Source organism: Leptospira andrefontaineae, assembly GCF_004770105.1.
GTDB lineage: Bacteria > Spirochaetota > Leptospiria > Leptospirales > Leptospiraceae > Leptospira_B > Leptospira_B andrefontaineae.
Genome location: NZ_RQEY01000018.1, coordinates 313,386 through 338,386, shown reverse-complemented (window position 1 = coordinate 338,386; position 25,001 = coordinate 313,386). Strand labels below are relative to the sequence as shown.

General features: G+C 39.4%; 23 protein-coding genes. 9 read left to right on the top strand and 14 right to left on the bottom strand.

Translation table 11 applies throughout. From position 1 onward, the window contains the following. Position 1: 1 nt before the first annotated feature. A complete protein-coding gene (locus EHO65_RS13255; RefSeq protein ID WP_135775032.1) occupies positions 2 to 631 on the top strand; it encodes a phosphorylase in 630 nt (209 codons plus the stop codon). Here the strand turns inward: EHO65_RS13255 and EHO65_RS13250 are convergent, their stop codons facing one another. After that, positions 632 to 2,386 carry a patatin-like phospholipase family protein gene (locus EHO65_RS13250; RefSeq protein WP_135775029.1) on the bottom strand — a complete coding sequence of 585 codons (1,755 nt, stop codon included), beginning with the start codon at positions 2,384 to 2,386 and terminating at the stop codon, positions 632 to 634. A 129-nt stretch (positions 2,387 to 2,515) separates the two neighbouring features. On the opposite strand from EHO65_RS13250, the gene EHO65_RS13245 reads away from it, so the two are divergent. Together EHO65_RS13245 and EHO65_RS13240 are read left to right on the top strand one after the other, a co-directional pair. Continuing rightward, positions 2,516 to 3,118, top strand: a complete 603-nt coding sequence (locus EHO65_RS13245) for a DUF4254 domain-containing protein (RefSeq protein WP_135775027.1) — start codon at positions 2,516 to 2,518, stop codon at positions 3,116 to 3,118. After that, positions 3,115 to 4,173, top strand: coding sequence for a glycosyltransferase family 9 protein (locus tag EHO65_RS13240; RefSeq protein WP_135775025.1), 1,059 nt, complete (start codon positions 3,115 to 3,117; stop codon positions 4,171 to 4,173). Before EHO65_RS13245 ends, EHO65_RS13240 begins: the two co-directional genes overlap by 4 nt. On the opposite strand, the gene EHO65_RS13235 is transcribed toward EHO65_RS13240, so the two are convergent. Next, complete coding sequence (locus EHO65_RS13235) at positions 4,174 to 5,469, bottom strand: glycosyltransferase (RefSeq protein WP_135775024.1); 1,296 nt, start codon at positions 5,467 to 5,469, stop codon at positions 4,174 to 4,176. It lies immediately after the preceding gene. Positions 5,470 to 5,594: 125 nt separating this feature from the next. On the opposite strand from EHO65_RS13235, the gene EHO65_RS13230 reads away from it, so the two are divergent. Then, positions 5,595 to 6,926, top strand: a complete 1,332-nt coding sequence (locus EHO65_RS13230; protein WP_208744091.1) for an O-antigen ligase family protein — start codon at positions 5,595 to 5,597, stop codon at positions 6,924 to 6,926. Here the strand turns inward: EHO65_RS13230 and EHO65_RS13225 are convergent. From EHO65_RS13225 to EHO65_RS13185, 9 genes are all read right to left on the bottom strand, one after another. Then, positions 6,906 to 8,672: a phospholipase D-like domain-containing protein gene (locus EHO65_RS13225; RefSeq protein WP_135775020.1), complete on the bottom strand. Its 1,767-nt coding sequence runs from the start codon at positions 8,670 to 8,672 to the stop codon at positions 6,906 to 6,908. The genes EHO65_RS13230 and EHO65_RS13225 overlap by 21 nt on opposite strands. Further along, a complete protein-coding gene (locus EHO65_RS13220; protein WP_135775018.1) occupies positions 8,669 to 10,057 on the bottom strand; it encodes an LA_2168 family protein in 1,389 nt (462 codons plus the stop codon). Before EHO65_RS13220 ends, EHO65_RS13225 begins: the two co-directional genes overlap by 4 nt. An 11-nt stretch (positions 10,058 to 10,068) precedes the next feature. Further along, positions 10,069 to 12,201 carry an LIC11755 family lipoprotein gene (locus tag EHO65_RS13215; protein WP_135775016.1) on the bottom strand — a complete coding sequence of 711 codons (2,133 nt, stop codon included), beginning with the start codon at positions 12,199 to 12,201 and terminating at the stop codon, positions 10,069 to 10,071. A gap of 50 nt (positions 12,202 to 12,251) precedes the next feature. Beyond that, positions 12,252 to 14,138, bottom strand: coding sequence for an excinuclease ABC subunit UvrC (gene uvrC, locus EHO65_RS13210; protein ID WP_135775014.1), 1,887 nt, complete (start codon positions 14,136 to 14,138; stop codon positions 12,252 to 12,254). A 37-nt stretch (positions 14,139 to 14,175) separates the two neighbouring features. Then, positions 14,176 to 14,598 carry a peptide chain release factor family protein gene (locus EHO65_RS13205; protein WP_135775012.1) on the bottom strand — a complete coding sequence of 141 codons (423 nt, stop codon included), beginning with the start codon at positions 14,596 to 14,598 and terminating at the stop codon, positions 14,176 to 14,178. 1 nt (position 14,599) lies between these two features. Next, positions 14,600 to 15,031, bottom strand: a complete 432-nt coding sequence (locus EHO65_RS13200; RefSeq protein WP_135775010.1) for an acyl-CoA thioesterase — start codon at positions 15,029 to 15,031, stop codon at positions 14,600 to 14,602. A 10-nt stretch (positions 15,032 to 15,041) separates the two neighbouring features. Next, on the bottom strand, positions 15,042 to 15,737 hold the full coding sequence (locus EHO65_RS13195) for an endonuclease III domain-containing protein (protein WP_135775008.1): 696 nt from the start codon (positions 15,735 to 15,737) through the stop codon (positions 15,042 to 15,044). Beyond that, entirely contained in the window at positions 15,694 to 15,969 is a 276-nt protein-coding gene (rpmB, locus tag EHO65_RS13190; RefSeq protein WP_008590546.1) for a 50S ribosomal protein L28, read from the bottom strand. The genes EHO65_RS13195 and rpmB overlap by 44 nt, the downstream gene beginning before the upstream one ends. 88 nt (positions 15,970 to 16,057) lie before the next feature. Next, positions 16,058 to 16,831 carry an LOG family protein gene (locus tag EHO65_RS13185; protein ID WP_135775006.1) on the bottom strand — a complete coding sequence of 258 codons (774 nt, stop codon included), beginning with the start codon at positions 16,829 to 16,831 and terminating at the stop codon, positions 16,058 to 16,060. A 31-nt stretch (positions 16,832 to 16,862) separates the two neighbouring features. Here EHO65_RS13185 and EHO65_RS13180 point away from each other — a divergent pair, with 31 nt between their 5' ends. Beyond that, positions 16,863 to 18,011: a hypothetical protein gene (locus EHO65_RS13180; RefSeq protein ID WP_135775004.1), complete on the top strand. Its 1,149-nt coding sequence runs from the start codon at positions 16,863 to 16,865 to the stop codon at positions 18,009 to 18,011. Here EHO65_RS13180 and EHO65_RS13175 read toward each other — a convergent pair. Both EHO65_RS13175 and EHO65_RS13170 read right to left on the bottom strand, forming a co-directional pair. Next, positions 17,909 to 19,051: a pyridoxal phosphate-dependent aminotransferase gene (locus EHO65_RS13175; protein WP_135775002.1), complete on the bottom strand. Its 1,143-nt coding sequence runs from the start codon at positions 19,049 to 19,051 to the stop codon at positions 17,909 to 17,911. The two genes, EHO65_RS13180 and EHO65_RS13175, sit on opposite strands and share 103 nt — an antisense overlap. Positions 19,052 to 19,233: 182 nt before the next feature. Further along, positions 19,234 to 19,599, bottom strand: coding sequence for a hypothetical protein (locus EHO65_RS13170; protein ID WP_135775000.1), 366 nt, complete (start codon positions 19,597 to 19,599; stop codon positions 19,234 to 19,236). 83 nt (positions 19,600 to 19,682) lie between these two features. On the opposite strand from EHO65_RS13170, the gene EHO65_RS13165 reads away from it, so the two are divergent. From EHO65_RS13165 to EHO65_RS13150, 4 genes are all read left to right on the top strand, one after another. Then, positions 19,683 to 21,449 carry a phospho-sugar mutase gene (locus EHO65_RS13165; RefSeq protein ID WP_135774998.1) on the top strand — a complete coding sequence of 589 codons (1,767 nt, stop codon included), beginning with the start codon at positions 19,683 to 19,685 and terminating at the stop codon, positions 21,447 to 21,449. Beyond that, the gene (locus EHO65_RS13160; RefSeq protein ID WP_135774996.1) at positions 21,446 to 22,660 is read left to right on the top strand and encodes an acetylornithine transaminase; all 1,215 of its coding nucleotides are present in this window, start codon (positions 21,446 to 21,448) and stop codon (positions 22,658 to 22,660) included. The genes EHO65_RS13165 and EHO65_RS13160 overlap by 4 nt, the downstream gene beginning before the upstream one ends. A gap of 20 nt (positions 22,661 to 22,680) precedes the next feature. Further along, positions 22,681 to 23,757: a 3-isopropylmalate dehydrogenase gene (gene leuB, locus EHO65_RS13155; RefSeq protein ID WP_135613419.1), complete on the top strand. Its 1,077-nt coding sequence runs from the start codon at positions 22,681 to 22,683 to the stop codon at positions 23,755 to 23,757. Between the two features lie 107 nt (positions 23,758 to 23,864). Further along, positions 23,865 to 24,272: a response regulator gene (locus tag EHO65_RS13150; protein WP_135774994.1), complete on the top strand. Its 408-nt coding sequence runs from the start codon at positions 23,865 to 23,867 to the stop codon at positions 24,270 to 24,272. Between the two features lie 24 nt (positions 24,273 to 24,296). On the opposite strand, the gene EHO65_RS13145 is transcribed toward EHO65_RS13150, so the two are convergent. Continuing rightward, a complete protein-coding gene (locus tag EHO65_RS13145) occupies positions 24,297 to 24,995 on the bottom strand; it encodes a purine nucleoside phosphorylase YfiH/LACC1 family protein (RefSeq protein WP_135774992.1) in 699 nt (232 codons plus the stop codon). Positions 24,996 to 25,001: the final 6 nt, after the last annotated feature.

The following is a 25,001-nucleotide window of genomic DNA, read 5'->3' as shown; positions in this document are numbered from 1 at the left end:
GATGAGCGATCTTAAAATCCAGGACATTCTTTTCTGCGCAGCTTTTGCGGGAGAAATAGACAAATTAAAATCGGATCCAAGGATCCATACCTTCGAAGCAGGCATCGGCGAATTAGAAGCCGCAATCAATCTCCAGAAATATCTCTCAGATCCTTCCACTTGGAAACCTAAGGCGATTTTGGGGATAGGCTCCGCAGGAGTTTATAACTGGATCCCTAGAAAAGATTGGGAAGGCAAATTCGGAATTTCAAAAGTATTCGCAAACTACCAGATCGCCTTCTTGGACAAAAAGATCAGACTTCCAGAAAGTATAACTTTTAAATACGAATTTCCTGACTTACAATTTCCCTTCGATGGAAACGATTTTGTGGAATCTGCAACCAATGGAACTGGTTCGGTCACATTAGAAGATTTGAGTCCAAGAGCTTTGGAGAGAATTAAAGGAGAAAGTTTAGGTTTCGAGAATATGGAAGCATTCGGTCTTGCAAAAGTATGCAATCTATTTAATATTCCTTTCGGAACCATATTCGCGCTTACAAACAAGGTAGGTCCAAAAGGAAGTGAAGAATGGAAACTTTCCTGGAGAAAACATTCGGATAGGCTCCAGGAAAAGATCCTAAGTTATCTCTGATTATTTTTCAGACGGGAAGAATAATTTACGGATATCACCGATCGCGGCTTCCGTTTCTAATTCTCCTTTCTTAATGATTTCCTTATATTTTCCAAAGTCTGTAAATGCAAATTCTTCAATATGTAAATTGATAAAAAGATCCATTTTTTCTTTTCTCAATTTTGTGATTTCTCTTCCCTCTAATGTGATCGCTCTTGCCATGATCTTAAGAATTGGAGGATAAGTAATATCTTCCCAGAGATTTTTGAAAAATGATTTTCCGGTTACCTTTCTATCTTCCAAAAGTCTAACGATCCCTTCATCTCTCAGAGGGGAAACGTTCACGGATAAGATCACATCTGCACCTTTTCTCCGGATCAAGTTCTCCGGAACATTATTGATTACTCCCCCATCAATCAAAAGATGATCTCCTTTGAATACGGGAGGAAACATACCAGGCAAACTCATTGCTGCAGCGAGCGCTTCCCAAACGGGGCCCTGGTCCATTACATATTCTTGCCCGCTATGAAGATCTACTGCTGAAGTTGCAAATGGGATCTTTAGATCTTCTATTAATTGTGTACCGAATGCATCCTTTAACATTCTGAGCATTCGTTTTCCTTTGAAGAAGGAGATAAGCGGGATGGTAGGATCAAACGGCTTTTCTATTCCGCCGAAGAACTTACCGATCATTTTAAAAATGGAATCAGTACTTTCTCCTCTTGCGTATAACGCTCCGATCACAGCTCCAAAAGAGGAACCGCTAACAAAATCAAAACGGATCCCTTCTCTTTCTAAAACTTTCAATAAACCTACGTGGGCGAGCGCTCTTGCTCCTCCTCCACCCAGTGCAAGTCCTCTGGTCCTAGATACCAAATACCTTGCGAAAGTTTCTCCCTTATAAAATATCTTTTGGTTTGCCGACTCTTCGTGTTTGCTTAATCCGTTTTCGGAAACAATAATGCGAGAAGTCCTTCCGGAAAAATTCCGTATCCGTGGTTCCCAATAGCCAAGTATCTCATTTTTCTGTTTCAGATTTCTTTCCGGTTTTTCCTCCCAAAAAACGATCTGATCACATTGTTGAACAAGCTTATCCAACTCGGGTTGGATCACCGGATTCTTAAAATAGAGATGTAGTATGGAAGACTTCTTTCTAAGCCCGGCGATTGTTCGGATCATCTCAGAAACGGATTTTCCTTTGAATGTATCCATTCTCAAAAGTGAAACATGTCCTTCGTGGGACTTCCTACCGTTGTCTACAATGGACTCTAGATGTACCTTGAAATCTTCTACTTCCTCTATTGGAATATGACATACAAGCCTTCTTGGAGAATGCATTTGGCTGGAAGAATCTTCCATAACTTCTCTCATTCTCATTCCCATGAGCCTCATCAAATTCTGGGAAAGTACTCTTTCTTTTGCGGCAAGTTTAAGAAAATATTCTCCATCTAAAACATATAATAATGTATCCAGAATTGCGGTTGCAGAACCTGTATGAGCAGTTCTTGTCAGAACGCTATTTTCAGCGAATACGTCACCTTCTCCCAAGTAACGAACAGTTTTGCCTGCTTCGCCCAAGGTCATCATTACCTCTCCGTGTCGGATTATATAAAGTTCCTTGGAGATCTCTCCCTTATAATAAATGACAGTGTGATTATGAACGTTTCGCTCTTCTATATGGCCATAAAGTAAGACTAGTAATTTTCTCGGGAGACCCTTGAACAATGGGATAGACGCCAAAAATTGCAACGCTTCCGGAGGTACTATTTTTTTCATGCGGGCAAAATCCTAACCTGGGAAATTTATTTTGTAAAGCGGAACTAGATCGTAACTCTGGTATTAGCCGACGGAACGACAATAGGAAATCCTCTTGATTTTTGGTCTATCGCGTAAATTCTAGCTCCGATGAAGTTAGAATCGGCCAAAGTGGTTGAGATATTCAAAAATTCCGTCACGGACTGGCATAAAGAGGAAACACTTTCTCCAAATCCATTCCCTCAGTCCTCCCTTGAATTCCTATTTTACCAAAAAAACCAGATAGATACTATCCAATGGCATGTGGAAGACGAGATAAGAAGGCCGGACCTCCCGGATAAGGAACTTGTCCAGTTCAAAAGAAAAATAGATGCCTTGAACCAGGAAAGGACAGACCTTGTTGAGCAGATAGATGACCAGATCTCTGCAATGTACAAGTCTGTGGAAAGAAAGCCAAACGCCAGAATGAATTCTGAAACCCCCGCTTGGCTAATAGACAGAATGAGCATCCTGGAACTCAAAATTTATCATATGAAAGAACAAACGGAAAGAAAGGACGTGAGTCCTGAACATATCCAAACCTGCCAAAACAAGTTGAATGTTTTGCTGGAACAAAGGACTGATCTTTCCAAATGTCTGGATGAACTTCTGGACGATTTATCTAAAGGAGATAAATTTTATAAGGTGTATAGGCAGATGAAAATGTATAACGACAAAAACCTGAACCCATCCTTATATACAAAACAAGCATGAATCTTTTGGTGCTAAGATTCTCAGCGATGGGAGATGTTGCCTTGATGGCTCCGGCATTGATTGCCGTTGCCGCCAAGTATACGAATATACAACTCACAGTTGTTACTCGAGGGAACTATGCTCCCTTCTTTTATAATATCCCGAATGTTCATGTAATAGGGATTAATCTTAAAAAATATAAAGGTCTCTCCGGTCTGTATCGTTTATTCAAAGAATTGAATAAACTAGGTCCTTATGAAAAGATCGTAGACCTTCACTCCAGCGTTAGATCTCGCTTTATCAGTTTTTTCTTTTGGATCAGAGGTGTTTCCGTTTTCAGGATCATCAAAGGAAGAAGGGAGAAGATGCGCCAGATACGCAGGACCAGAAAAGTTTTGCGCAAACTTCCCCACACTGTGGACAGATATCTTAAGGTTTTTGAAAAAGCAGGATTTCCTGCTGCAGTTCGTAAAGGACCTTGGATCAACGTGGATCCTGAATCCAAAATTTATGCCAAAGACTTTCTTCTCGCAAGAAAGATAGATAAAAAAGAAGGACTATGGGTGGGTTATGCACCTTTCGCAGGTCATAAACTGAAAGAATGGCCTTTGGAAAAAAGCCTCGAACTACTTAAACTATTAAAGGAAGAATTCCCGAATATTAGAATTTTCTTATTCGGTTCCTCACAAGAAGCCGTTCAAATGGAAGAATGGAGAAATGGGGACCAGTCCATGACAATCGTTTCCGGTGGTAAACTAGGAATACGAGGTGAATTAGGGATCATGGAAAGAATGGATGTGATCATCGGAATGGATTCTTCGAACATTCACATAGCTGCACTTCTGAAACGCCCCGTAATTGCGTTATTCGGGACTACTCACCCACTTTCCGGATTTGCACCTTTCGGTCAGGAAGACACTGGAGTTTTACAGATAGAAGACCTGTCTTGCAGGCCTTGTAGTATTTACGGAAATACCACCTGTTACCGAAAAGACTTTGCCTGCATGGAAAGAATTACTCCGGAAGACGTGATCAAACGTATCAACGTTATCAAGAATATTAATACACTTTTCTGATCAGCCCAAGATCCCGAAAGGGTCCAAAGAGAAGATCGTATTTAGTATAGATCTTTTTTTCTTCTTATTTTTTTGATCAGCGACTGATTTATATACTTCTTCCATTCTGTCCACACATGCCTTCATTTCATGGCTTTGTGAAATTTTCAGAGATTCCTTGGAGAAGGCAGCATACATTGCAGGATCTTCTAAAATTCGAACCGTCTTCTCTGCAATATCTCTTACATCGAACGGTTTTGCTATAAATCCGTTCACTCCATCATGAATTAGTTCAGGGATCGCAAATGAATCCACGCCTACTGCAGGAAGACCACAGGCCACTGATTCCAGGATCACAAGCCCTTGGGTTTCCATAGTAGAAGCAGTCAAGAATAGATCGTAATTCGGATAATGATTTGGAAGTTCAGCTCTATCTATAAAACCTGTAAAGGTAATTGCTTGGTCTATCCCAAGCTTTTGGGCCTGGACCTTAAGAGAAGCCAACGCAGGTCCATCTCCTATGATTGTAAGAGTTGCCAATGGAACCTTTTCAAGGATCAGCTTGAAGGAATTAATGATCACATCACAATTTTTCTCGTAGGATATACGACCAACATGCAGTAATTTCGGACTTACAGAAAGAGTTTTAGGACTTCCCTTAAATTGAGAAAGGTCCAGGCCGTTAGAGATAACAGCTACTGGCTTCTTTAATCCGAACTCTTCTAACTGTTTTTTAATTAGGTGAGATGGAGAAATGATCAGATCACAACGATCGTATAAATTATTCGTAATTTTCAGAATGATCTTTTTTCGGATATTAAACTTATCAAGTTTTTCGAACTTCACCAAATCTTTGATCTTGATCTTCTTATTTAACTTTCCAATTCTCATGAAAAGTTTATCTAACTTAAGAAGGCGATAAAAAGAAAGATACATGTCCTGCTCGGACATCAAAGTATGATAAGTTCCGATACTCGGGATCCCATATTTTTCGGTAGCATTGATCCCATAGACCCCCATGAGTCCAGGAGTGTGAATATGTACTAGGTCGGGTTGGAATTCCTTGATCGCTCTTTTGATCTTAGAAGGAGAAGGTAAAACAACTTTGATATCAGGGTAACTAGGAAGGTATCCACTTCTGAATCTTTCCAAACGGATATGATCCCCCATTTTATCAAAATCACCTTCTCCATAACGTGGACAACAAATCAAAAATTCATGTCCTCTTTCTGCAAGGGCTTCCGCAAAATTTCTCATGGAAATAGCGACCCCGTCAATTTTGGGTAGAAAGGTGTCCGAAAAATAAAGAATCTTCATCTAGGTTCCTAATGCGGGACCAATCTCCTCTATAATATGGATTTTACCACTCCATTACAGAAATCTATGTGAAAAATAATCGAATTTACAAAGAACAGTTCAGTGAGATTATTTCCAGAATTCAGATGAAAGAGTTTTTGAAAAAGGCACATCTATTCTGTTTACTAGCGACCCTTCCTTCCATTGGAATTTCGGTTAGCCTCAGCCAGGGGTTTCTCCTGCTTTCCTTTTTTTTCGGATTAGCGGATCAGCTAAAAGCAAGAAATTGGAAGGAGATCCTACCAAATCATCCTGTTTCTAAAATTTCCATTTCTCTTTTTCTTTGGTATGGGATCGTATTTCTGATCCACCTTGTATTCGACAATTCTAACCTCGGATATGCGAAAGCAGCTTGGAATGGAGAGCTCAAAGACTTCTTCCTATTTTTCGGATTTCTCTCAGTAGGATTTACTACAAAGGAAGACTTACCGAAAGTTTACCGAGCACTCTTTTGGCTTTTTCTACTCCTTGTATTTACTGGAGTCGTAGGAGGTTTCACTCCAGTGAGACTTTCGAGGCTTATCAGTGATCTATACAAAACTTCCAGCAGTTATAGATTTACTCATCCATTAGGTTCACTTTCTTCTATTCCTCTTTATATTTCGATTGGTTTGATGAACACTCATTTGACCTTCGGAGGATTGTTACAATTTTTCTCCGCTTTTGCAGTATTTGGCTTTTTAAGAACTCTGATCCAAGGGGACAAAAAGAAGATACTAATAGCAGGACTTCTTCTATTTTTATACTGCCTGGTATTCTTATTAAACCAAGCAAGGTCCAGCATGATCGGAGCTGGAGTAAGTATCTTCTTTGCGGGTGTGCATTTATTTTTTATTAGAAAAGAATTTTCAAAATCCTTTTTGATCAAGGGTGCTGCCCTATTTTTAGGATTACTATTTTTGATAGGACTAGTACTTACATTCAGTCCTGCGGGTAAAAAAGTGATCGGACCACTTTTCGGAAAAGAAAAACATACTGATTCCGGAAGAACATTCATCTGGGATTCTAGTTTTCCACTTATCCAAGAACATCCAATCCTTGGAGTTGGTCCCGGAAATTATAATAAAGAGATCGAAAAAGTAAGGATTACTCATTCAGAAGAATATTCCGAACTCTCGTATTTTTACGAAGTCACACAAAGAGGGCATGCTCATAATGATTATTTTCATTTGGCGTCCGTGTTCGGTATCCCTGCTGCATTGATCTACTTGGGATTGGGCGCAATCCTACTTGCCTATCTATTCCAATCCAAACAAGAATTTCAAGCATTAGTATTCTTTTATGGATTGATTGGCTTTTTTGTCTCAGGTCTATTCCAGTGTTATTTCCAGGATGACGAAGTGGTGATCCTGTTTTGGATTCTATTAGGCCTTTTTGTAAAAGGAGAAGTCCTATTATCAAAGGGAGACAACACATAGATTTTTTTTCCTTTGGTTCGGAAGCCCTTCTTCTGCAAAAAATTCCAAATCGGATTTAGAATACCTTCCCGAAATATTAGAAATTTCTCTAAAATTATAAGCTGCAAATAAAATCTGCTCCGGCCAGTTCAGATTATAATTGATAGATTTATAACAGAAATATAGACCAAAGTTCTCGTATTCCAGTATTAGAACACCCGAATTCGAATTTACACCTTCCGAAAGATAGTACACTCCTTCTTCTACTTCGATTCCGACCTTCTTAGGAAGTTTTCCTCTTTCTAAAATCCAAACTTGTCCTGGAGAATTTTCAGAGAGAAATTCATTCAGTTCTGTATCATCCGGAAAAACCCAGGCAGCTTCTGTTCCTAAAAATTGGGATGGTCGTAAAAAGATAGAAGGTTTTAAGATCGCTGAATGAAACTCCTTCATCAGATCCGACTTAGGCAGAGATAAACCTTTCGTTCCTGATCTAGTAAATGATTGGATTCCTAAATTATCTACAGCATCCGTTGGAAACTCACTTTTTCCTCCAAAGAATCGGGAGCTAATCGATTCATAATCTGCGACTGATTTACAAGATTCTTCTTTCCATCGGTAAAAATTATTCCAACGAAACCAAACAAATCCGATCTCTAAAAAGGAATCCTCTTGCTGAACTTGAGATCTGCAAATCTGATCATTACTTGAGTCAAAACTGTAAGTGTTATTAGTATTCAGGTGCAAATTTTGTTGGGAGACATCTATACGTTTCGCTTTGTTTTGTATATTCTCCCATTCTTGTTGGAATTCTTTGGAAATTCGAGAATTCTTCATTCGAATGAGAATCTCCCGATTAGAATCCCTTGCACTCAGAGAGTAGTTATATGATCCAGTTAATACTTCTATGTCATCTAAGATCATAGACTTATGATGAAGAAGTCCTCCTTTTCCAATCGTGGGGTCATCCAAAATATCTTCATTTCCATCTTCCCAAATCTCCATCCTGGAGTTGCTCGAAAGAATAGTACCTTCCGGATCAATAGGACGATTATAGATTCCGTTGATAAATCCATGATTTGTCCGAGTAAATCCGGAACTTAAAATCGGATCATAATGATCGAAAATCAAATATCGAATAGAATGTTCCGAAGAAAAAACAGAATCCAAAAGTCTATTCTGGATCAAATTTCCTTCTCGAGGAGAATTCCAAAATTCTAATCCACCAATTTTTAAAACAGGAAATGGATATTCTTCTCTTAGGAAAGAGTGAAAGTTTTCCCATTCTTTTCGATTTAATTTAAATTCTATATACCCGTTATGGTCCTGTTCCAAACCATAGTAGGTAAAATTACCCGTTCCCATAAACACCAGTGATCTATCGGAAACCAAAACCTTTGTATGTTGTAATCCTGTCCCCTTCCAATATTTCAAAAATGGTAATATGGAGACCGGATATGTTTTACCCCATTCCCCCATCAATTCTAAATGAACACCTCTATGGCTTGCATGGATGAGCTCTTCTTCTATCTCCGGATCATCTAATGAATAAATATGCATATAGATAGAATCATTCGTTTCTCGAATAATTCGTAGGATCTCTTCTCGGACAATTCTCTTCTTTCCGGAAGGAACAAACCTGCCTGGATAAGAAAAGAAAATCTTCGGATATAATTCATCTTCCCAGAAAAGAGAAACATCTTCATCCGTTCTTTCACAGGAATAGAAACAAAGGCCGATCAATAAGAATAAATTAAATTTCTTCATTTCAAGACTCCTCCTATACGAAAGAGCATGTACCATTGTTTGAGTCCTGTTGTTTCGTCAGATTCAAAACCACCTAGATCAAATTCAATCTTTGTGGTATCATCTTCCAAAGGAGACCAAGCAATACTTACACCTGCTTCTCTCAGGAATTTATTTTGTATATTTTTAGAAGAAATTGACCAAAGACCTGAGGAAGAATTTTCTTCCTTCAAAAATCCTATATAGGTGAAATGAATACTCGGAGATATCCCGAAAAACTTCCCTTCTGCTTTCCAACCGAATAAGCTCGCAGGCCTTTTACCGGGAAAATTTGTTTCTTCTCTTTCTAGCCCCTTATCTGTAATCCAAGTAGAAGGATAAAATCCCCAGACCTGTTGCAGGATTGGGTTTGAAATGGGTGAAGCTCCCATTCCTACAAAACCCAATTCTAAAATTTCGCCTTGAGAGGATCTTTTCTCTCTATCGGGTATAAATCCGAAAATGCAAATTTTTCCATATGTATTATAAAAACCTAAATCAAATCTAATAGCTTCTCCGGTAATTGGAATAGATCTTTCAGGCCGGGCCGGATGATATCCTGTTTTATCAATTCCTCTGGAAAGAAACAGGTCCCCGGAAACATAAAAATATTTCCAGAGGAATCCAAGCCCCAGCCTCCATTCTACGAGATAATCTCTATCTCCCTCTATTGTTTCTGTTTTAGATTCTTTTGTATCAGAGCCAAATCTCCCCCAGTCTCCCAAGGAAAGATAACGAACTCTGAATCTATATACGAAACGATCTTCTTTATTTCCTGTCAGGCTTATCCCAGCTCTGTATCTGAATTGAGACGAATCTGCTCTGTCCTTTTCGGAGATCAGTTCATCTCTTGCTTGTTTCGGAAGAAAATATTCTCTTCCTTGCAGTTTCAACCATTGGTTTTCCAATAAAGGAAATCCTCTGTATAGATCCAAAAGATCGAATCTGATCTTGATATGATCCAGGTCAGTCTCCGCAAACAACCCTTCTACACCATCCTTCCAAGAAGACCAAGCTGGAAATTCTTCAGAGTCAGACTTTCTTCCTACCCCCCATAATAATCCTTTGTAAAAAATCCCAATATAAGAGTTTTTACCGGGTAAGAAAAATGTTCCTGAATTTGCTGTAGTAATCAGACTCCATTCCAAGTCTGTTCGAAATCTTTCAGTGTATTTCTCAAATTTAAAACCGAAGACAGCAGGAGATATTAAGGAAGAAATTCTAGAACTTTCTTTTTCTTCCGATATCCTTCCCTGCGTTCTAAACAAGATCCATTGGAAATATATCTCTAAAGAAGGATTCCGAACTTCTTCTGAGGATATAAATTGGGCGTAGAAAAATAGGAATAAGAAGAAGATTCTTTTCATGAGTAAACTTCTTATTCCGAAATTCCGGGATGAGCATCCGTCAAAGCGCAATTAGAATCGCGATAAGGTTTCCCGGAATAGGAACTTACAGACCAAACCCTCATGCCAGATTCAATTTTAGAATATGCTGATCTTCTAATTTTGTTTCTGGTATCATTTACCCCGGGACCGGAAGAACTATAAGCAAACTCATCCCAAAGCTCTCCTGTATAAGGATCATACACTTTCAGAAGATTTGATCCGGAAGAAGGTAAACTGAAACTTGTGTCCTTCCAAAACTCTGTTTCTGGAAAACAGGTCGACTTTCCGGACGAAACTAAGCTCAAACCTTCTTTCTCTAAAGGTAAAAGAATAGAATTTACAGTTCCATTATCTTGGATGATCTCTAAATAGACAGAATCAGGAGAATTTTCAGTAACAGATACAAATTCCAAAAATCTATCTTTAGAAATCGGATCGGGGCCTTGGTAAGATCCCATCCAGGAAACTTCTGAAAAACCGGCTTTGCTTATAGCCTGAGATCTTTGGCAAAATTTTCTAGATGCAGAAGTTCTGGGATTTTCTGTAACTATAGTTGATTGTGATAAAACAAACTGTGGATCATTGTTTAAGTATGAATTTGTTGAATATGGATGAAGAAATGTCTGGCCATTCTCAAAACAAATACTTACAGTTTGACCATTTGTCTTTTGGAGTACGATACGAGTCGGAATTCCTTTGGAAGTCCTAAAGATACCGTCCCAGAGAATTTTCTCATTTCCTTTCGAATCCGATATGGAAACAAGATCGTTCGTAGTGACTGACTTAAAATTCGCAAAAGAATAAGAAGGCTTTCCTAATAAAAAAGGAAGATTCCCTATGCTAAGTATTTCTCCCTCCGAAATTTTCTTATAGATCCGGATCGGGAAAAGATTTTTACCCCAGACAATTTTTAAAGAAGAAGGTTCGCAAACTTTACTTCCTTTATAGATCAGATCTATATACTTCCAATCTGCCTGCAGAGTTTTCTTATGCAATAATCCATTCGGATTTAATTCTTCTAATTCGAATTCATCCGGATCACAAGCAGATTCATTCTCCAAGTTAGAAGTACGATTCTCTCCAGGGTCCATACAAAACTTGGAAGTGGTTTTACAATTAGAGAATGTATTTCCTTTCCACGAATAATACGTTTCTCCGAATAGATATCCACTTCCAGGAAGATTAAACTCTAACGATTGATCCCCTCGACCTACTGTAATTTTGCCGACCTTCTTAAGATCTCCCCACTTAAACCCTGAAAGAGAAATATGTTCTAAAGAAGTGGAATCTTCCGCATAGATCCGTGTTTCGTAAGGAGAGATAAAACCTGTTGTTTTCGGAAGTGAAACCTTGTTTCCTAATAAATTGAATTCTAATCCTTCTTCGCAGATTGGGGAATCGTTTGGATTATTAATCTCAATCCATCTTCCAAGACTCGAGGTTTCGCCAAAAATTTCAGTGATGATTGGAAAAGAAGAGACACAAGTTTCCAATCCGATTTTGTTTTTAGCCGTGACCAAATTCTGGATCTCTCTTTCCAAGTTTGGTGATTTAAAAGATAATCCTAGATAAACTTCCGATTCTACATGAGGAGAAAGAACTAAAAGAGAAGTTCCATTCGAAAATGTGAATATACTGAATGTTTTTAAATGATTCTTGAGATTAAAATTCCTTCTGTCCCAAGATATAGTTTCAGCGAGTATCGATTTTAGTTTTTTGTCCCCTACCAGCGCGAATCTGGAACCTTCAATCTTCTTTTTTACTTCAGAAAATGGATATGTTCCTATTCTATATTCAGAATCATCTGAAAGTGTAGAACGAAATTCAGGAATCAGGGATCCTTCTTTCCAAGCAGAAAGAATTTCTGCAAATTCTGAAATTCCTGTATCACCAATGCAGATCCGGATCTTAAAATTTGGGTCCTCTCCAGAGACAAAACAAGTCTGCCCATTCTCATTGATTAGATCGGAAATGAATTTTGAATCTTCTACCTGGATCGGATCGTATTGGAAGTTTACAGAATTTACTTTTTCTTCCCAGAATATTTCAGGCCTAGGATCTTGCTTACAGGAAGCGGAAATAAAGAAGATAAGTAGGCTGAAAGCCGGTAATATTGTTCGCATTTTTCCCTCCAGATCTACTTGTCTGGGGAAAAACTTCTTACTTGCGAATTTTAGGAGTTAGAGTTTAAATTTTCCGGAATTATGATTCCGCCCGTCTCACTGCTTTGGTTTACATTAGAATGGAAATAATTATAAATTTTCTCTGCTAATGCTTCCCCTATTCCTGGAACTTTCATTAGTTCCGCTACATTTGCTTCTTCTATTTTTTTCTGTCCGGAGAATGATTTAAGCAATAGTTTACTTCTTTTCAAACCTATATCCGGAACTTCTCGGATCAGGCCTGTCAATGCTTCTCTATTTCGTCTAGAACGATGATGTTCCACTCCAAATCTATGGGCTTCATCTCTAAGATGTCGAAGTAATCTCATCCCAGGTGAATTCATATCAAAACTATACGGAGAAGTTTCTCCAGGGAAATAGATCTCTTCTCTTTTTTTGGCAAGACCAACCATAGGAAGATTTGCCGCACCTGCTTCTACTGCTGCCTCGCATGCTCTTCCAAGCTGTGTAGGACCTCCATCAATCACAATAAGATCCGGCATCACACCATCTTCATTGATGATCCTTTGCAACCTTCTGGAAATTACCTCATGCATCATTCCAGGATCATTGATCCCTTCATAACCTCGAATATTATACTTTCTATAACCTTGTTTGAAAGGTTTTCCTTCTACGAACATCACACCGCTTGCAACAGGAAATGATCCTTGGAAATGGGAAATATCATAACATTCTATAATATGAGGAGGTTCTTTAAGTTGGAACATATCTTGAATTTCTTTTAAGGCAACAGTCTGGTCCTTATAATGAGTCGCAAGAAGTCTTTCCGTAAGTCCGAGTTCTGCATTTTTTTCTGCAATTTTTAAGAGGGACTTTTTCTCTCCTGCTTTAGGAAATCTTAATTTAGGTCGGAAACCTGTTTTCTCTTGTAGGAAGTCGAGTACAGTCTCACCTTCTTCCTTTAAACCGAAAGGAACCACTATACTCGCAGGTATCATCCCTGCTCCCATATAATAGTCTCGGAAGAAGGAGGATAATATTTCCTCTTCTGTGGAATCTTGTACACCTTGCAAAGGAAACGACTTTTTATTATCTAAAAGTCCTCCGCGAACTTCCATAAGAACTACTTGCCCCTCGTCTTCTTTACGAGCGAATGCGATTACATCCTCGTCGCCACCATCCATACTCACTACAGTTTGTTTTTGGCGGAAGATCTGCAGTCTTCCAAGCATATCTCTGTAACGGGCAGCGATCTCGAATTCCATTTTTCCGGAATACTCATCCATACGTTTTGTGAGTTCGTTTGCTAGGATCTCTTTTTTACCCTCTAAAAATTGGATGATTTGGTTTACAATAATTGCATATTCGTCTTCCGGGACCGTTCCTTGGCAAGGACCCAAACATCTTCCCATTTGAAAATTCAAACAAGGTCGTTTCGGTTTAGGAAGCGGTAGTTTTTGTCTGACCTTTCGGATCGGAAAGATCCTCAGGATCACATCTAAAATTTCGCGAGTAGTCCTTACATCCGTAAAAGGACCGAAATATCTATCACCATTATCCTTTATTTTACGTGTGATAAACACCATTGGATAAGGTTCGGAAAGTGAAACACATATATAGGGATATTTTTTATCGTCCTTTAAACGAACATTATATCTCGGATTATGTTTTTTGATCAGAGTAGCTTCTAAAATTAAAGCTTCTTTTTCTGTGGAGGTTGCAAACCAATCCAGATCGAAAATTTCTCTCTGAAGATGTCTGGTTTTTAGATCCGTTTGTTTTTCTTTTAGATAATTACGGATCCTCTTATCTAAATTTTTAGCCTTGCCAACATAGATCACCTCTCCTTCCGAATTCTTCCAAAGATAACATCCAGGAGAACCCGTAAGGTTTTTGAGTTTTTCTACGATCAGAGTATGATTAACTACTTCCGGCATAATGATCTAAATAATTTGACTTTCTAAAAACGAACTTCTAATATCCCTCTTCCCAATCATTTTCAGGAGAGGTTTTTCTTTTTAGACCTGCCAAAGTCTTGGAAGCGGCCTTTCTTTTGGCTTTTCTAGCCTTATCCGCCTTGGCCTTTCTGATCTTTGCAAGTTTAGGATCTTCTATTTTAGAAGCTTCTAAAATTTCGGCCTCTACTTTATCACATAAAAGAATTCTAGCCTTATATCTGTTTAAACCTTGGGTGCGATGAATGGAACATTTAATTTCGAGACCTGTTTTTTTATAAAACAATCGGACAGCAGTCGAAACCTTGTTTACGTTTTGACCGCCCTTGCCTCCACTTCTTACAAAAGTTTCTTCCAGGTCGGATTCTTCGATGCCCAGCTTTTTCATTCTGGAAAGAAGAAGGTTCGCTTTTTCCGGAGAGACCGGGAATAGAACGGCCATTTTATCTTTTTAAAAATTCTTCCGGATCGAATTGACTGAAATAAGGGAATGGTTTTCCGGAATCATCCAAACATACATAGGTTACCCTACAATCTATGATCTCTCTTATTTCTTTTTTCTTCTGATTTTTTGCAATAGCAGCACTTCGGATGGTGATAGAACTCCTTCCTACTTTTTCTATTTTAGAAAAAATTTGAATGATCTCACCGAGTAATCCAGGGCTTTTAAAGATCACATTATCCATCGTTACTGTAACAAGATTAGAATATCCAATTTTTTCGATGACGAACATTGCACAACCTTCGTCGATCCATGCAAGCATCTGCCCACCAAAAAGAAAACCGTGTTGGTTTAAGTCCCTGGACATGACTATATGTTGAGTGCTTAATTCCATTCCTTGGATTTTTTCATCTAAAAATACTTCTGAGTTCATTTTGACCTCTTTAATCTTTTGGTGAAGTGGAAGAAGGACATTCTTTTCTGAGAATACAAGTTTCGCAGAATGTCCTATGCGCCTTGCAGTATTTTCTTCCTAAAAATATAAAATACAAGGACAGATCCATCCAGTATTCGGACTGCACATTTTGCATTAGGTCCTTCTCCACTTTTACCGGATCTGTTTGTTTTGTAAGACCTAACTTTTTAGAAACTCTTTTAACATGAGTGTCCACCACGAATCCTTCCGAAATATGATGGATTTCATTTAATACAACGTTTGCTGTTTTTCTTCCTATACCTGGAAGTTTGATTAGTTCCTTGATACTCTTAGGCAATTTGCCTTCGTACTCATTTAGAAGAAGGTTTGCAAAACCGGAAACTGACTTTGCCTTATTCTTATAAAAGCCCGTAGAATAAATTAGCTTTTCTATCTTCTTCAAAGGAGCAGAAGCAAGAGATTCCAATGTAGGAAACTCTTTGAAAAGAATAGGAGTAACCTGGTTTACTCTTTCATCAGTACACTGAGCGGAAAGAATTACCGAGATCGCAAATTCGTAGTCTTTGGAATATTGGAGAGGAGAATTTACGTCCCCGAATTCCTTCCTGAGTAGGAAGTAAATTCGAGAAACATATTCAGGGGTCGCGGAAAAAGAAGGACTAGATTGCCTTTTTTTGGATTCCGACGTACTTTTTCGGGGCAAGTGCTTTTAGTGATTCGCCGTTATCTTTGATCGCAGCTTTGATCCCTTTTTTCTTAAGGGTTCTTAAAGCACGAGTAGAGATACGAACTGTTACCCAACGATTCTCATCTTCCAAGAAGATACGTTTTTTGATTAGGTTGATTTTCCAGGTTCTACGGGTTTTAAGGTGAGAGTGGGAAACATTGTTTCCGGATATCGTACCTTTCCCTGTCACAACACATTTTCTGGCCATACTGCGACCATAGTTTTCTGTAAGTTGCTTATGTCAAGGAATCCAAAAAGATTTGGGAAAAATCCTAGAATTTCTCCCTCTTTTGGGTCTATTCGCCATCCAGCGGGACCTTTTTCTTTAATGTTTCCAAAACATCCTCAGGAGTATCGCAGTAAGTAATCAGGTTCAGGTCGTCCGGATCAATAAGTCCATATTCTTTCATATTTTCTAATTGGAATATATCGTTCCAAAATTTGGTACCATATAGAATAACTGGGATCTTTCGGTTATTGCGACCTGTTTGTATAAGAGTCAATGTCTCGAATAACTCATCCACAGTTCCAAATCCTCCAGGGAAAGCCACTACTCCCATGGATAATCTCAAAAACCAAAGTTTTCTCATGAAGAAATAATGAAATTCCACACTGATTTCAGGATCCACATAAGGATTTACGAATTGTTCAAAAGGAAGTCTGATATTCAAACCAAGGCTCGGGCCTCCTGCTTCTTTGGCCCCGCGATTCGCAGCTTCCATAATGCCTGGTCCGCCGCCTGTGCAGATGGCCATTCTTCTGGTATCTTTTGAAATTTCTTTTCCCCAAGAAGTGATGAGACTTGCGGTTTTTCTGGCAGCCTCATAATAAACGGACATCTCTTTTTGTTTTTGGAATAATTTCTTTTCTGATTCAGTGAGATCCTTTGTTTCTTTCTCTCTACATTCTTCCGGACTTAAGATCCGAGCGGATCCGAATAAACAAATTGTATCCTGGATCTTTCCTTCTCTAAAAAGGGATTGAGGATAATCAATCTCCGCGAGCACCCTTAGATGGAACGCATCTATGGATTTCAAAAACTCATCATGTTCTAAGGACGTTCTTCCCATATTTCTTTCCTTTTTTTAGGGGAAGTTAGGCTTGCCTTTCCCAACTCTATCTACTAACCTATCTCCAAGAATGATCGGACTAAGAAGTTTAAAAGAAAAAATTTTCTCCCGGTTCCGGTCTTTATTTTTCCACCTCACCATTAAATGGGAAGCGGGAAAGATCAGACTCCAAAAAAGACTGGATCCTTACGTAACATCCGAGTCCAGTTCTAGTAATTTTCGCAATTTAAACGGAAAGGAATCTGCCACGGCCGAAGACTGGTCGCAAAACCTACCGCCCTTCTCCTTTACGGAAACGGAAACAGAGGAAATTTTTCCAAACGCAAAAAGAAAATTCCACAGGGTCCGAAAGCATAGGGTTTCACTCTGGTCCTTATTATTTTTTCTTCCTTGGAAATCCAAGATCCAAGAATCAGAACCTTCTTTCAAAGCATTTCATCCCGGAGAAAATTTATTCAAAGAAGTAGTGAATCAGAAGGTCCGCAAAAAGGAAAATTTCCATCTCCGAAACAAACCATATTTCTGGGAAGTTTGGTTTCCCCAAATAAGTACTCTTACACTTTCTCCATTCGTAATTTGGGAGACCTCTGTTCCTTCCGATCTGTTCCAAGATTGTTTGCCCGAATCCGTTCTTCCGGTAGGAGAACCGGGAAAATGGAAGGTGAGAATCCAATCCATGAGAGTTCTTTCTCACCAAATAGGAAATTTATACGAGGATACTTATCCAAGTCCTAATAGAGTTTATAGAACGGAAGTCTGGGTCTATGGACATACGAAAGAAGAAGAGATCGATCCGGAAAGACCTATGCTATTTCCTCTTGGAGTTTGGATCTCTCCAGAACTTTTAAAAGAAGAAGATCCGAGGCTCAGACAGGGTTTACCCTTTAGAACTGGCCCCACATACTGGAAGATACAAGGTGAAAATTTAAAAATTGGGATCAGAGGGTTAGAATGGAACTGGAAACCTGCTAAAGAAAATTCCCAATTCGAAAGTACATTAGAAAGTCCTCATGTATTTCTAGGAAAATCTTATTTCACCTTGGAGTCGGAAACATTTAGTAGAGACAGACAAATCGCTTACTTATTCAAAAGAGCGATCACCTCAGATCCTAAATTGCTCCAACGTTCAAGACCTAAACGAAATCTTTCTTCAGTTTCTCCAAATCCAAGTCGGATATAACCTTCCGTTTCAAAATCCGCAGACGGTAAAACAAATACTCCCGCCTTTTCATATAGAAGATCCGCAAATTTTCTAGAATCTAAACCTGTTTGCAATTTTGCAAAACCGACTACCCCGCCTCTTGGTTCTTTGAAACTTACAACGCCAGGAAGTTTATCCGAGGCCGCTGCATGGGCGAAGTTTCGTATATTCGCATTGAGAGTTTCTTTTATCTTACCTTGTAAAGTTTTACGATTTTGTAAAAGTTTCAAAGTTAAAAACTCAGATATTGGGGAAACTGTATGAGTCAGATAATCCTTCATGGACCTTGCTTGTACGATCCAGTTTTTTGGACCAATCAACCAACCGATCCTAAGTCCCATTACGCCAAAACATTTTGTAATAGAACCGGTAGAGATTGAATTTTCGCAAATACCAAAACCGCTCCAACCCAAGTCCTCCTCTTCCGAAAGAAATCTATAATGTTCATCAAATAAGATCCAATTCGGAAAATTCGCAGCTAGTTTTTGAATTTCTTTTTTATCTTCTTCTTCCGCTATGATCCCGGTTGGATTATGCGGATGATTGAATACAATAAGTTTAGGAGAATTCTGAAAGAGCAAATTTACGTTCTCTTTTCCAAATCCTAATTCTTGACTTTCTAATCTGGGAAGAAGGTTTACTTTTTGTAGATTCCCACCGAGAGATCTTGGAACTTCGTACAGTGCCTGAAACGCCGGCCAAAATAAGGATGCAATATCTCCACTTTGTAAAAGTAAATGAAATGCGATGAATAAAGCTTCTCCAGTTCCGGTCGTTACCAAAACCTGATCGGGAGAAACGTTCTTATAAAGTTTTGCAATTTCTTCTCTTAAATCTTTCCTTCCTGAATTGGGAGAATCCGCTAAGGAAAGTTTTCCGAGTTCCCTCAGATCTAAATTTAGATATTCTGCGAGATGGCCCAGGTCCAGATTACGAATTCCGCTCTCTCCTAGATTACAAGAAGCTTCCGTCCTAAATTTTTCCAGACGATCTTCTATGAAAAATTCCCTTAAGTCCACAAAATACCTAATTTTCGACCTTGATACATTTGTAGCCTAAAGTCGCGAAGTTTTTCTCACACAGAGACACAAAGACGCAGAGAGATTGGTCATTTTAACTCTGTGTGCTCCGTGCCTCTGTGCGAAAAATTGAAAGTATTTGAATTTCACACATAGCTCGAAAGAGGAAAAAGACTAATAGCTCAGGAAAGAAGCAATGCAAAAGCTCCAAAAAAGGAGAGTAAAAATAGACCGAGTAATATCCAACCAAGTCCACTTAAGAAAAATCGCAGGTCCTTGAGAGCGAATAGTATCTGTTCCGGATCCTTCTCTTCCAAGGCCAAGGATTTACGGAAAGAAAGAGAAGCTCCGTAACCCAAGATTCCCAAGATAAAAAATAAAACCGCTGACATAGCTTGGATTACAATCTTTCCGGGAGCTTCCTTCAAAAAGGCTCCAAATGTTAAAATTCCGGAAAGTAAAAATAGAAGGAAGGAAATGTTCCGTAATACTGCCCTAAGTGAGTCCAGTTCCCTATGTTGTTCTCGGGAAATTTCATTAGATTCCATACTTATAGAATCGGCGAAAAAACGTCTTGAACCAGGAAGAACTAGATTTTTTATTCCAAGTATAGGGTGAACTAGAGAAATATATGAGCGCAGAATCCCACATAGAATCCTGGACCAAATCCCCGTTTTCTCCCCAGGTGCAAAAAGAAGCCAAGGCCGTCCTGGACAGATATAAAAACGGAGAAACAAACGGCCTGGAGATCGAGGCATTTACTGTTCCTTTAGAGTTTGGAACAGGAGGAATGAGAGGTAGGATCGGAAACGGGATCGGCAGAATGAACGAGTTCACCGTCGGAAAAGCTGCCCTAGGCTTTTCAAGATATCTGATCCAAAAATCCAAAAAGCCAATCTTAGTAATCGCTTACGATTCCAGAAGAAGGTCCAGAGAATTTGCAGAGGTCACCGCAGGTGTGGCTGCGTCTTTCGGGATCAAGGTAATCTTATTTTCCGAAGTAGCTCCAACGCCGTTACTCTCTTATGCAGTTCGTTATTATAAGGCAACAGGTGGTGTGGTTTTAACTGCATCTCATAATCCACCCGAGTACAATGGATTCAAAGCGTATCTTTCTAAAGGAGAACAACTTGCTCCTCCTGATGATAAAAAAATCATCTCTTTGATCGACAAAGTCCAAGACTGGAATGAGATCCCATTTCTTTCTTCTAAAGATGCAAAATACAAGAAGTTAGTCCAAAAAGCGGGTGAAGATTGTTTTTCTTCTTATTTAAAAGCGCTTAAAAAATCAGGAATTGTATCGGCTAAGGTCACTCCTAAAGAAAGATCCCAAACAAAATTAGTATATTCTCCTCTGCATGGAACCGGCGGAAAATATATGAAGAAATTACTACAAGACTTCGGATACAAAAACGTGACCTTGGTTCCGGAACAAAAAGATCCGGATGGAGAATTTCCTACGGTTAAATTCCCCAACCCGGAAGAACCGGAAGCTTTGGAGATGAGTAAAAAACTTTCCGAAAAGATTGGAGCTCACGCATTTATAGCAACCGATCCCGACGCAGACAGACTCGGGATTGGAGTGAAAGATCCGAAAGGGGGCTACGCACTTCTAAACGGAAACCAGATCGGTTCTATTCTTGCAGCGTACTTAGCGGAGAAGGTTGGTTCAAAACCTAAAAAAGGAAAAAAGCCGGTTCTCGTAAAAACAGTCGTAACCACTGACTTGCAAGCAGAGATCGCAAAGAAAAACAAGATCGCACTTAAGAATGTTCTAACAGGTTTTAAATTTATCGCAGAAGTTATGGGAAAACTGGATAAAAGCAAAAACCAATATTTCCTATTCGGAGGAGAAGAATCCTACGGTTATCTACCGGTGGATTTCGTAAGAGATAAGGATAGTTTATCATCTGCACTTCTTTTGATGGAAGTTCTTTCCGAAAAAAAAGACCTTCTATCTTATATGGATGATATATATCTGAAATATGGTTTGTACCAGGAAAGTCTAAAGTCCTTAACCTTAGAAGGTCTTGCAGGTAAAAAGAAAATCCAAGATTCACTACAATCTCTACGCGATACCGATCTGATCGGAAAATCTATAGGTAAAAGAAAGGTTACCGGGTTTTTAGATTTTAAGAATAAGGTCGCAAAAGGAAGTGCATCGAAATCTGCGTTTTCTGGTCTTCCCTCTTCCGATGTAATCCAATTAGAATTAGAAGATCAGGCAAAGCTGACCATCCGTCCCTCTGGGACTGAACCTAAGATCAAAATTTATTCTTCTTTCAAAAGTAGGACTTCTCCTAAGACCAAAACTGAGATCCCAAAACTCACTGAAAGTTTATTAGAAGAATTGAAAGAAACAGAGTCCTTATTTTTACAATTGGCGGGTTTATCATGAACGAAACTGCATCAGATTTTCAAACTACAAAAGAACTTTCAGATAAGTATCTTTTAGACTTATTCAATCGTTACCCTGTAGCATTCCGTTACGGAGTGAACGAATTATTATTCGATCAAAACAATAAGCAGTACATTGACTTTTTAGCAGGTGTTGCGGTTACAAATCTGGGCCATAGCGATCCTGATATTATAGAAGCGATTCGCAACCAAATCGACAAACTTATGCATACTTCCAATTGGTTCTATTCGGAAGAGGCATCTCGTTTAGCAGAACTTCTCGTCTTGAATACTTTTCCGGGAAAAGTATTTTTATGTAATTCAGGAACAGAGGCAATTGAGGCCGCATTCAAACTTGCAAGAGCCTACGCGGAACAAAAACAGGTCCATGATCCGGTTATCATTTCTCTTCACAAAAGTTTTCATGGAAGATCGGTTTCCGGGATCAGTTTAACAGGACAGAAAAAACTTCATACCGGTTTCGGAAAACTTCTAGAAGGTATCGAATTCGTTACTCCAAACAACGAAGAAGAACTTGTAGACGTATTCGAAAAATTTGCAGGTAGAGTGGTAGCATTCATTGCAGAACCGATCCTGGGAGAAAGCGGGATCATTCCGCTCAATCACGGATACATGAACTTGGTAAGAGAACTAACCTTGGAAAACGAGGCGCTTCTTATCCTAGACGAGATCCAAACAGGATTCGGAAGAACAGGAACCATGTTTGCATTCGAGACTTACGGATTTTCTCCGGATGTAATGGTTCTTGCAAAAGGTCTAGGTTCCGGATTCCCGATAGGCGCTCTTATTGTTGCGGAAAAATACCAAAACGTTTTAGCGAAAGGAACTCATGGAACCACTTATGGTGGAAATCATTTGGGTGCCGCAATTGCTTATGAAACCATCCGGATCATGCAGACAAGAGATGTTCTTGCAAACGTAAACTCATGTTCTGAGATCGCATTCAGCCGTCTGAATCAGATGAAACAAAAGAATAAGATCATAAAAGAGATCAGAGGAAAGGGTTTGCATATAGGAGTAGAATTAACTGTTCCTTCTAGACCGATCGCTGAACTCTGCTTGGAAAAAGGACTGATCGTAAATGCAACAGGAGACACTGTCATTCGTATCATGCCACCACTCACGATCTCAGTACAATATTTGAATGAAGGATTGGATATTCTAGAATCCGTCCTAGACACACAGAAATAAAAAGGAAAACAATATTCTCTATGAAAAAAGTAGCCGTATTAGCAGGGGACGGAATCGGCCCCGAGGTCATGAAGGTGGCCCTATCCGTTCTTAAAAAAGCGCTCGGCTCCAAAGCCTCCGACTTCCAATTTACAGAAGCACTTGTAGGAGGAATCGCCATCGATAAAACCGGAGGACCTCTTCCTCCGGAAACATTAAAACTTTGTGAAGAATCAGATGCTATCTTATTCGGATCTGTCGGAGGTCCTAAATGGGAATCTCTTCCTCCAGAAAAACAACCGGAAAGAGGAGCTCTTCTCCCATTACGTAAACATTTCGATCTATTTGCGAATTTAAGACCTGCGATCATTTATCCTGAACTTAGAAATGCATCTCCAATCAAACCTGAAATTATTGGAGAAGGCCTAGACATTCTTATCCTAAGAGAATTAACCTCTGGGATCTATTTTGGTCAGCCAAAAGGTAGAGAAGGAAGCGGAGCAGAAGAATTTGCATTTGATACTATGAGATATTCCCGCAGAGAGATCGAAAGAGCGGCAAGAGTTGCATTCGAAGCGGCTAGAAAAAGAAATAATAAAGTCACGAGTATCGATAAGGCAAACGTATTAACCACTTCCGTTTTTTGGAAAGAAGTGGTGATCGATCTCCACAAAAGAGAATTTTCCGACGTCCAATTATCCCATCTTTATGTAGACAATGCGGCGATGCAGTTGATCGTAAATCCGAAACAATTCGACGTGATCCTTTGCGAGAATATGTTCGGGGATATTCTTTCCGACGAGGCTTCTATCATCACGGGTTCCATTGGAATGCTTCCTTCCGCTTCCCTTTCGGAATCCGGTTTCGGTTTATATGAACCTTCCGGTGGATCCGCTCCGGATATCGCAGGCAAAGGAATTGCAAACCCGATCGCCCAGATTTTAAGTGCCGCGCTACTTTTACGTTATTCTTTCTCTATGGAAGAAGAAGCACAAAAGATAGAAACTGCGGTCCGTAAAGTGATTTCCGCAGGAAAACGCACCAGAGATATCGCCGAGAAAGGCGCCGAAATTTTGGGAACGGAAGAAATCGGAATAGAAATTGAGAAGGTTTTATAAAGCCTGGAATTGATTCGATGCTTGGAAATTTCATATTTTTACGTATATAAATACTGAAAGTATGAAACTTTCTGGAAATTTCTTGAATTAACGGGGACGGTGACTGGATGAAAGGCGGAGTAGCTCCATCAGGAAGACCTTATCAGGTAATCATTGCGGAAAATTCTAAATTCCAAGCCAAACAATTGGCTCAGATCCTGGAATCCGAAGGTTACGAAGTGGTCGGCTTTGCAGAAACCGGCAAAGAACTCCTGAATATGTACAAAGAAAACCGAAAGGTTGACCTAATTACATTAGACCTTCACCTCCCTGTGATAGACGGTTTTGCTGCATTTCACGAGATGAAAGAAATGGGAGTTCTTCCTAGAGTAATTGTGATTACCGACGAAAACACTCCTGCAGTTATCAAGTCTCTCACTGATGACGGCATCATGGATTATCTAGTAAAACCTATCAAAAGAGAGAAGGTTTTAGAAAAAGCGAACGCTACCGTTCGTAAGACAATCAAGATCTGATCCTAAATTTTCCGATTTAGGATCTTATTCCAACCAGATACAATTTAAATTCCTACCAGTATCTCCCCTTCTATGACTGAAAAATTTAGAATTGGGAGACATGGTGCAAACCCCAGCAGTCTCCAGAAAAGGTTGGATCCCCAGACCTTTAATCCTATAAAGTAAGAAAGTTTTCTGCTCTAGCAAAAACTTTCCAGGTTCTTCTAATGTTTTGAGAGAATTCGGAACTTCTTTTCTAAAGAGAGAAGCAACATCCTCTCCGACTTCGTAATGTTTGCCGGTGGCATAAGGTCCCAAATAGAAATGAACTAATTCAGGATCTACTCCGTATCTTTTTTGAACCTGAGCCAAGGTTTTTTCCGTAATTCCGGCAAGAGTTCCTTTCCAACCAGAATGGATCACACCCACGAGAGCAGGTCTTCCAGTCCAAAAGAATATAGGCATACAATCCGCTGTTTTTACGACTAGGATCTTTTTAGGTTCGGTGGTAAATAGAGCGTCCCCTGTAGGAATTTCGGAATTAGGAGATCCGTTTGCTTCCAGGATGGTAGTTCCATGTTCCTGGTTCATGAAGAACACTTCGGCGCCCGCGACTCCCGAGGCCTGGAGAACCCTTTCTCGTATAAAATTCGGATCGTTTGGATCTCCGGAAGCTTCTTTGTTTCCCAGGATCAAAAGCCTAAGGCTTCTTTTGTCTTCTAGAAAAAATCTATGATCGATCATACTTGA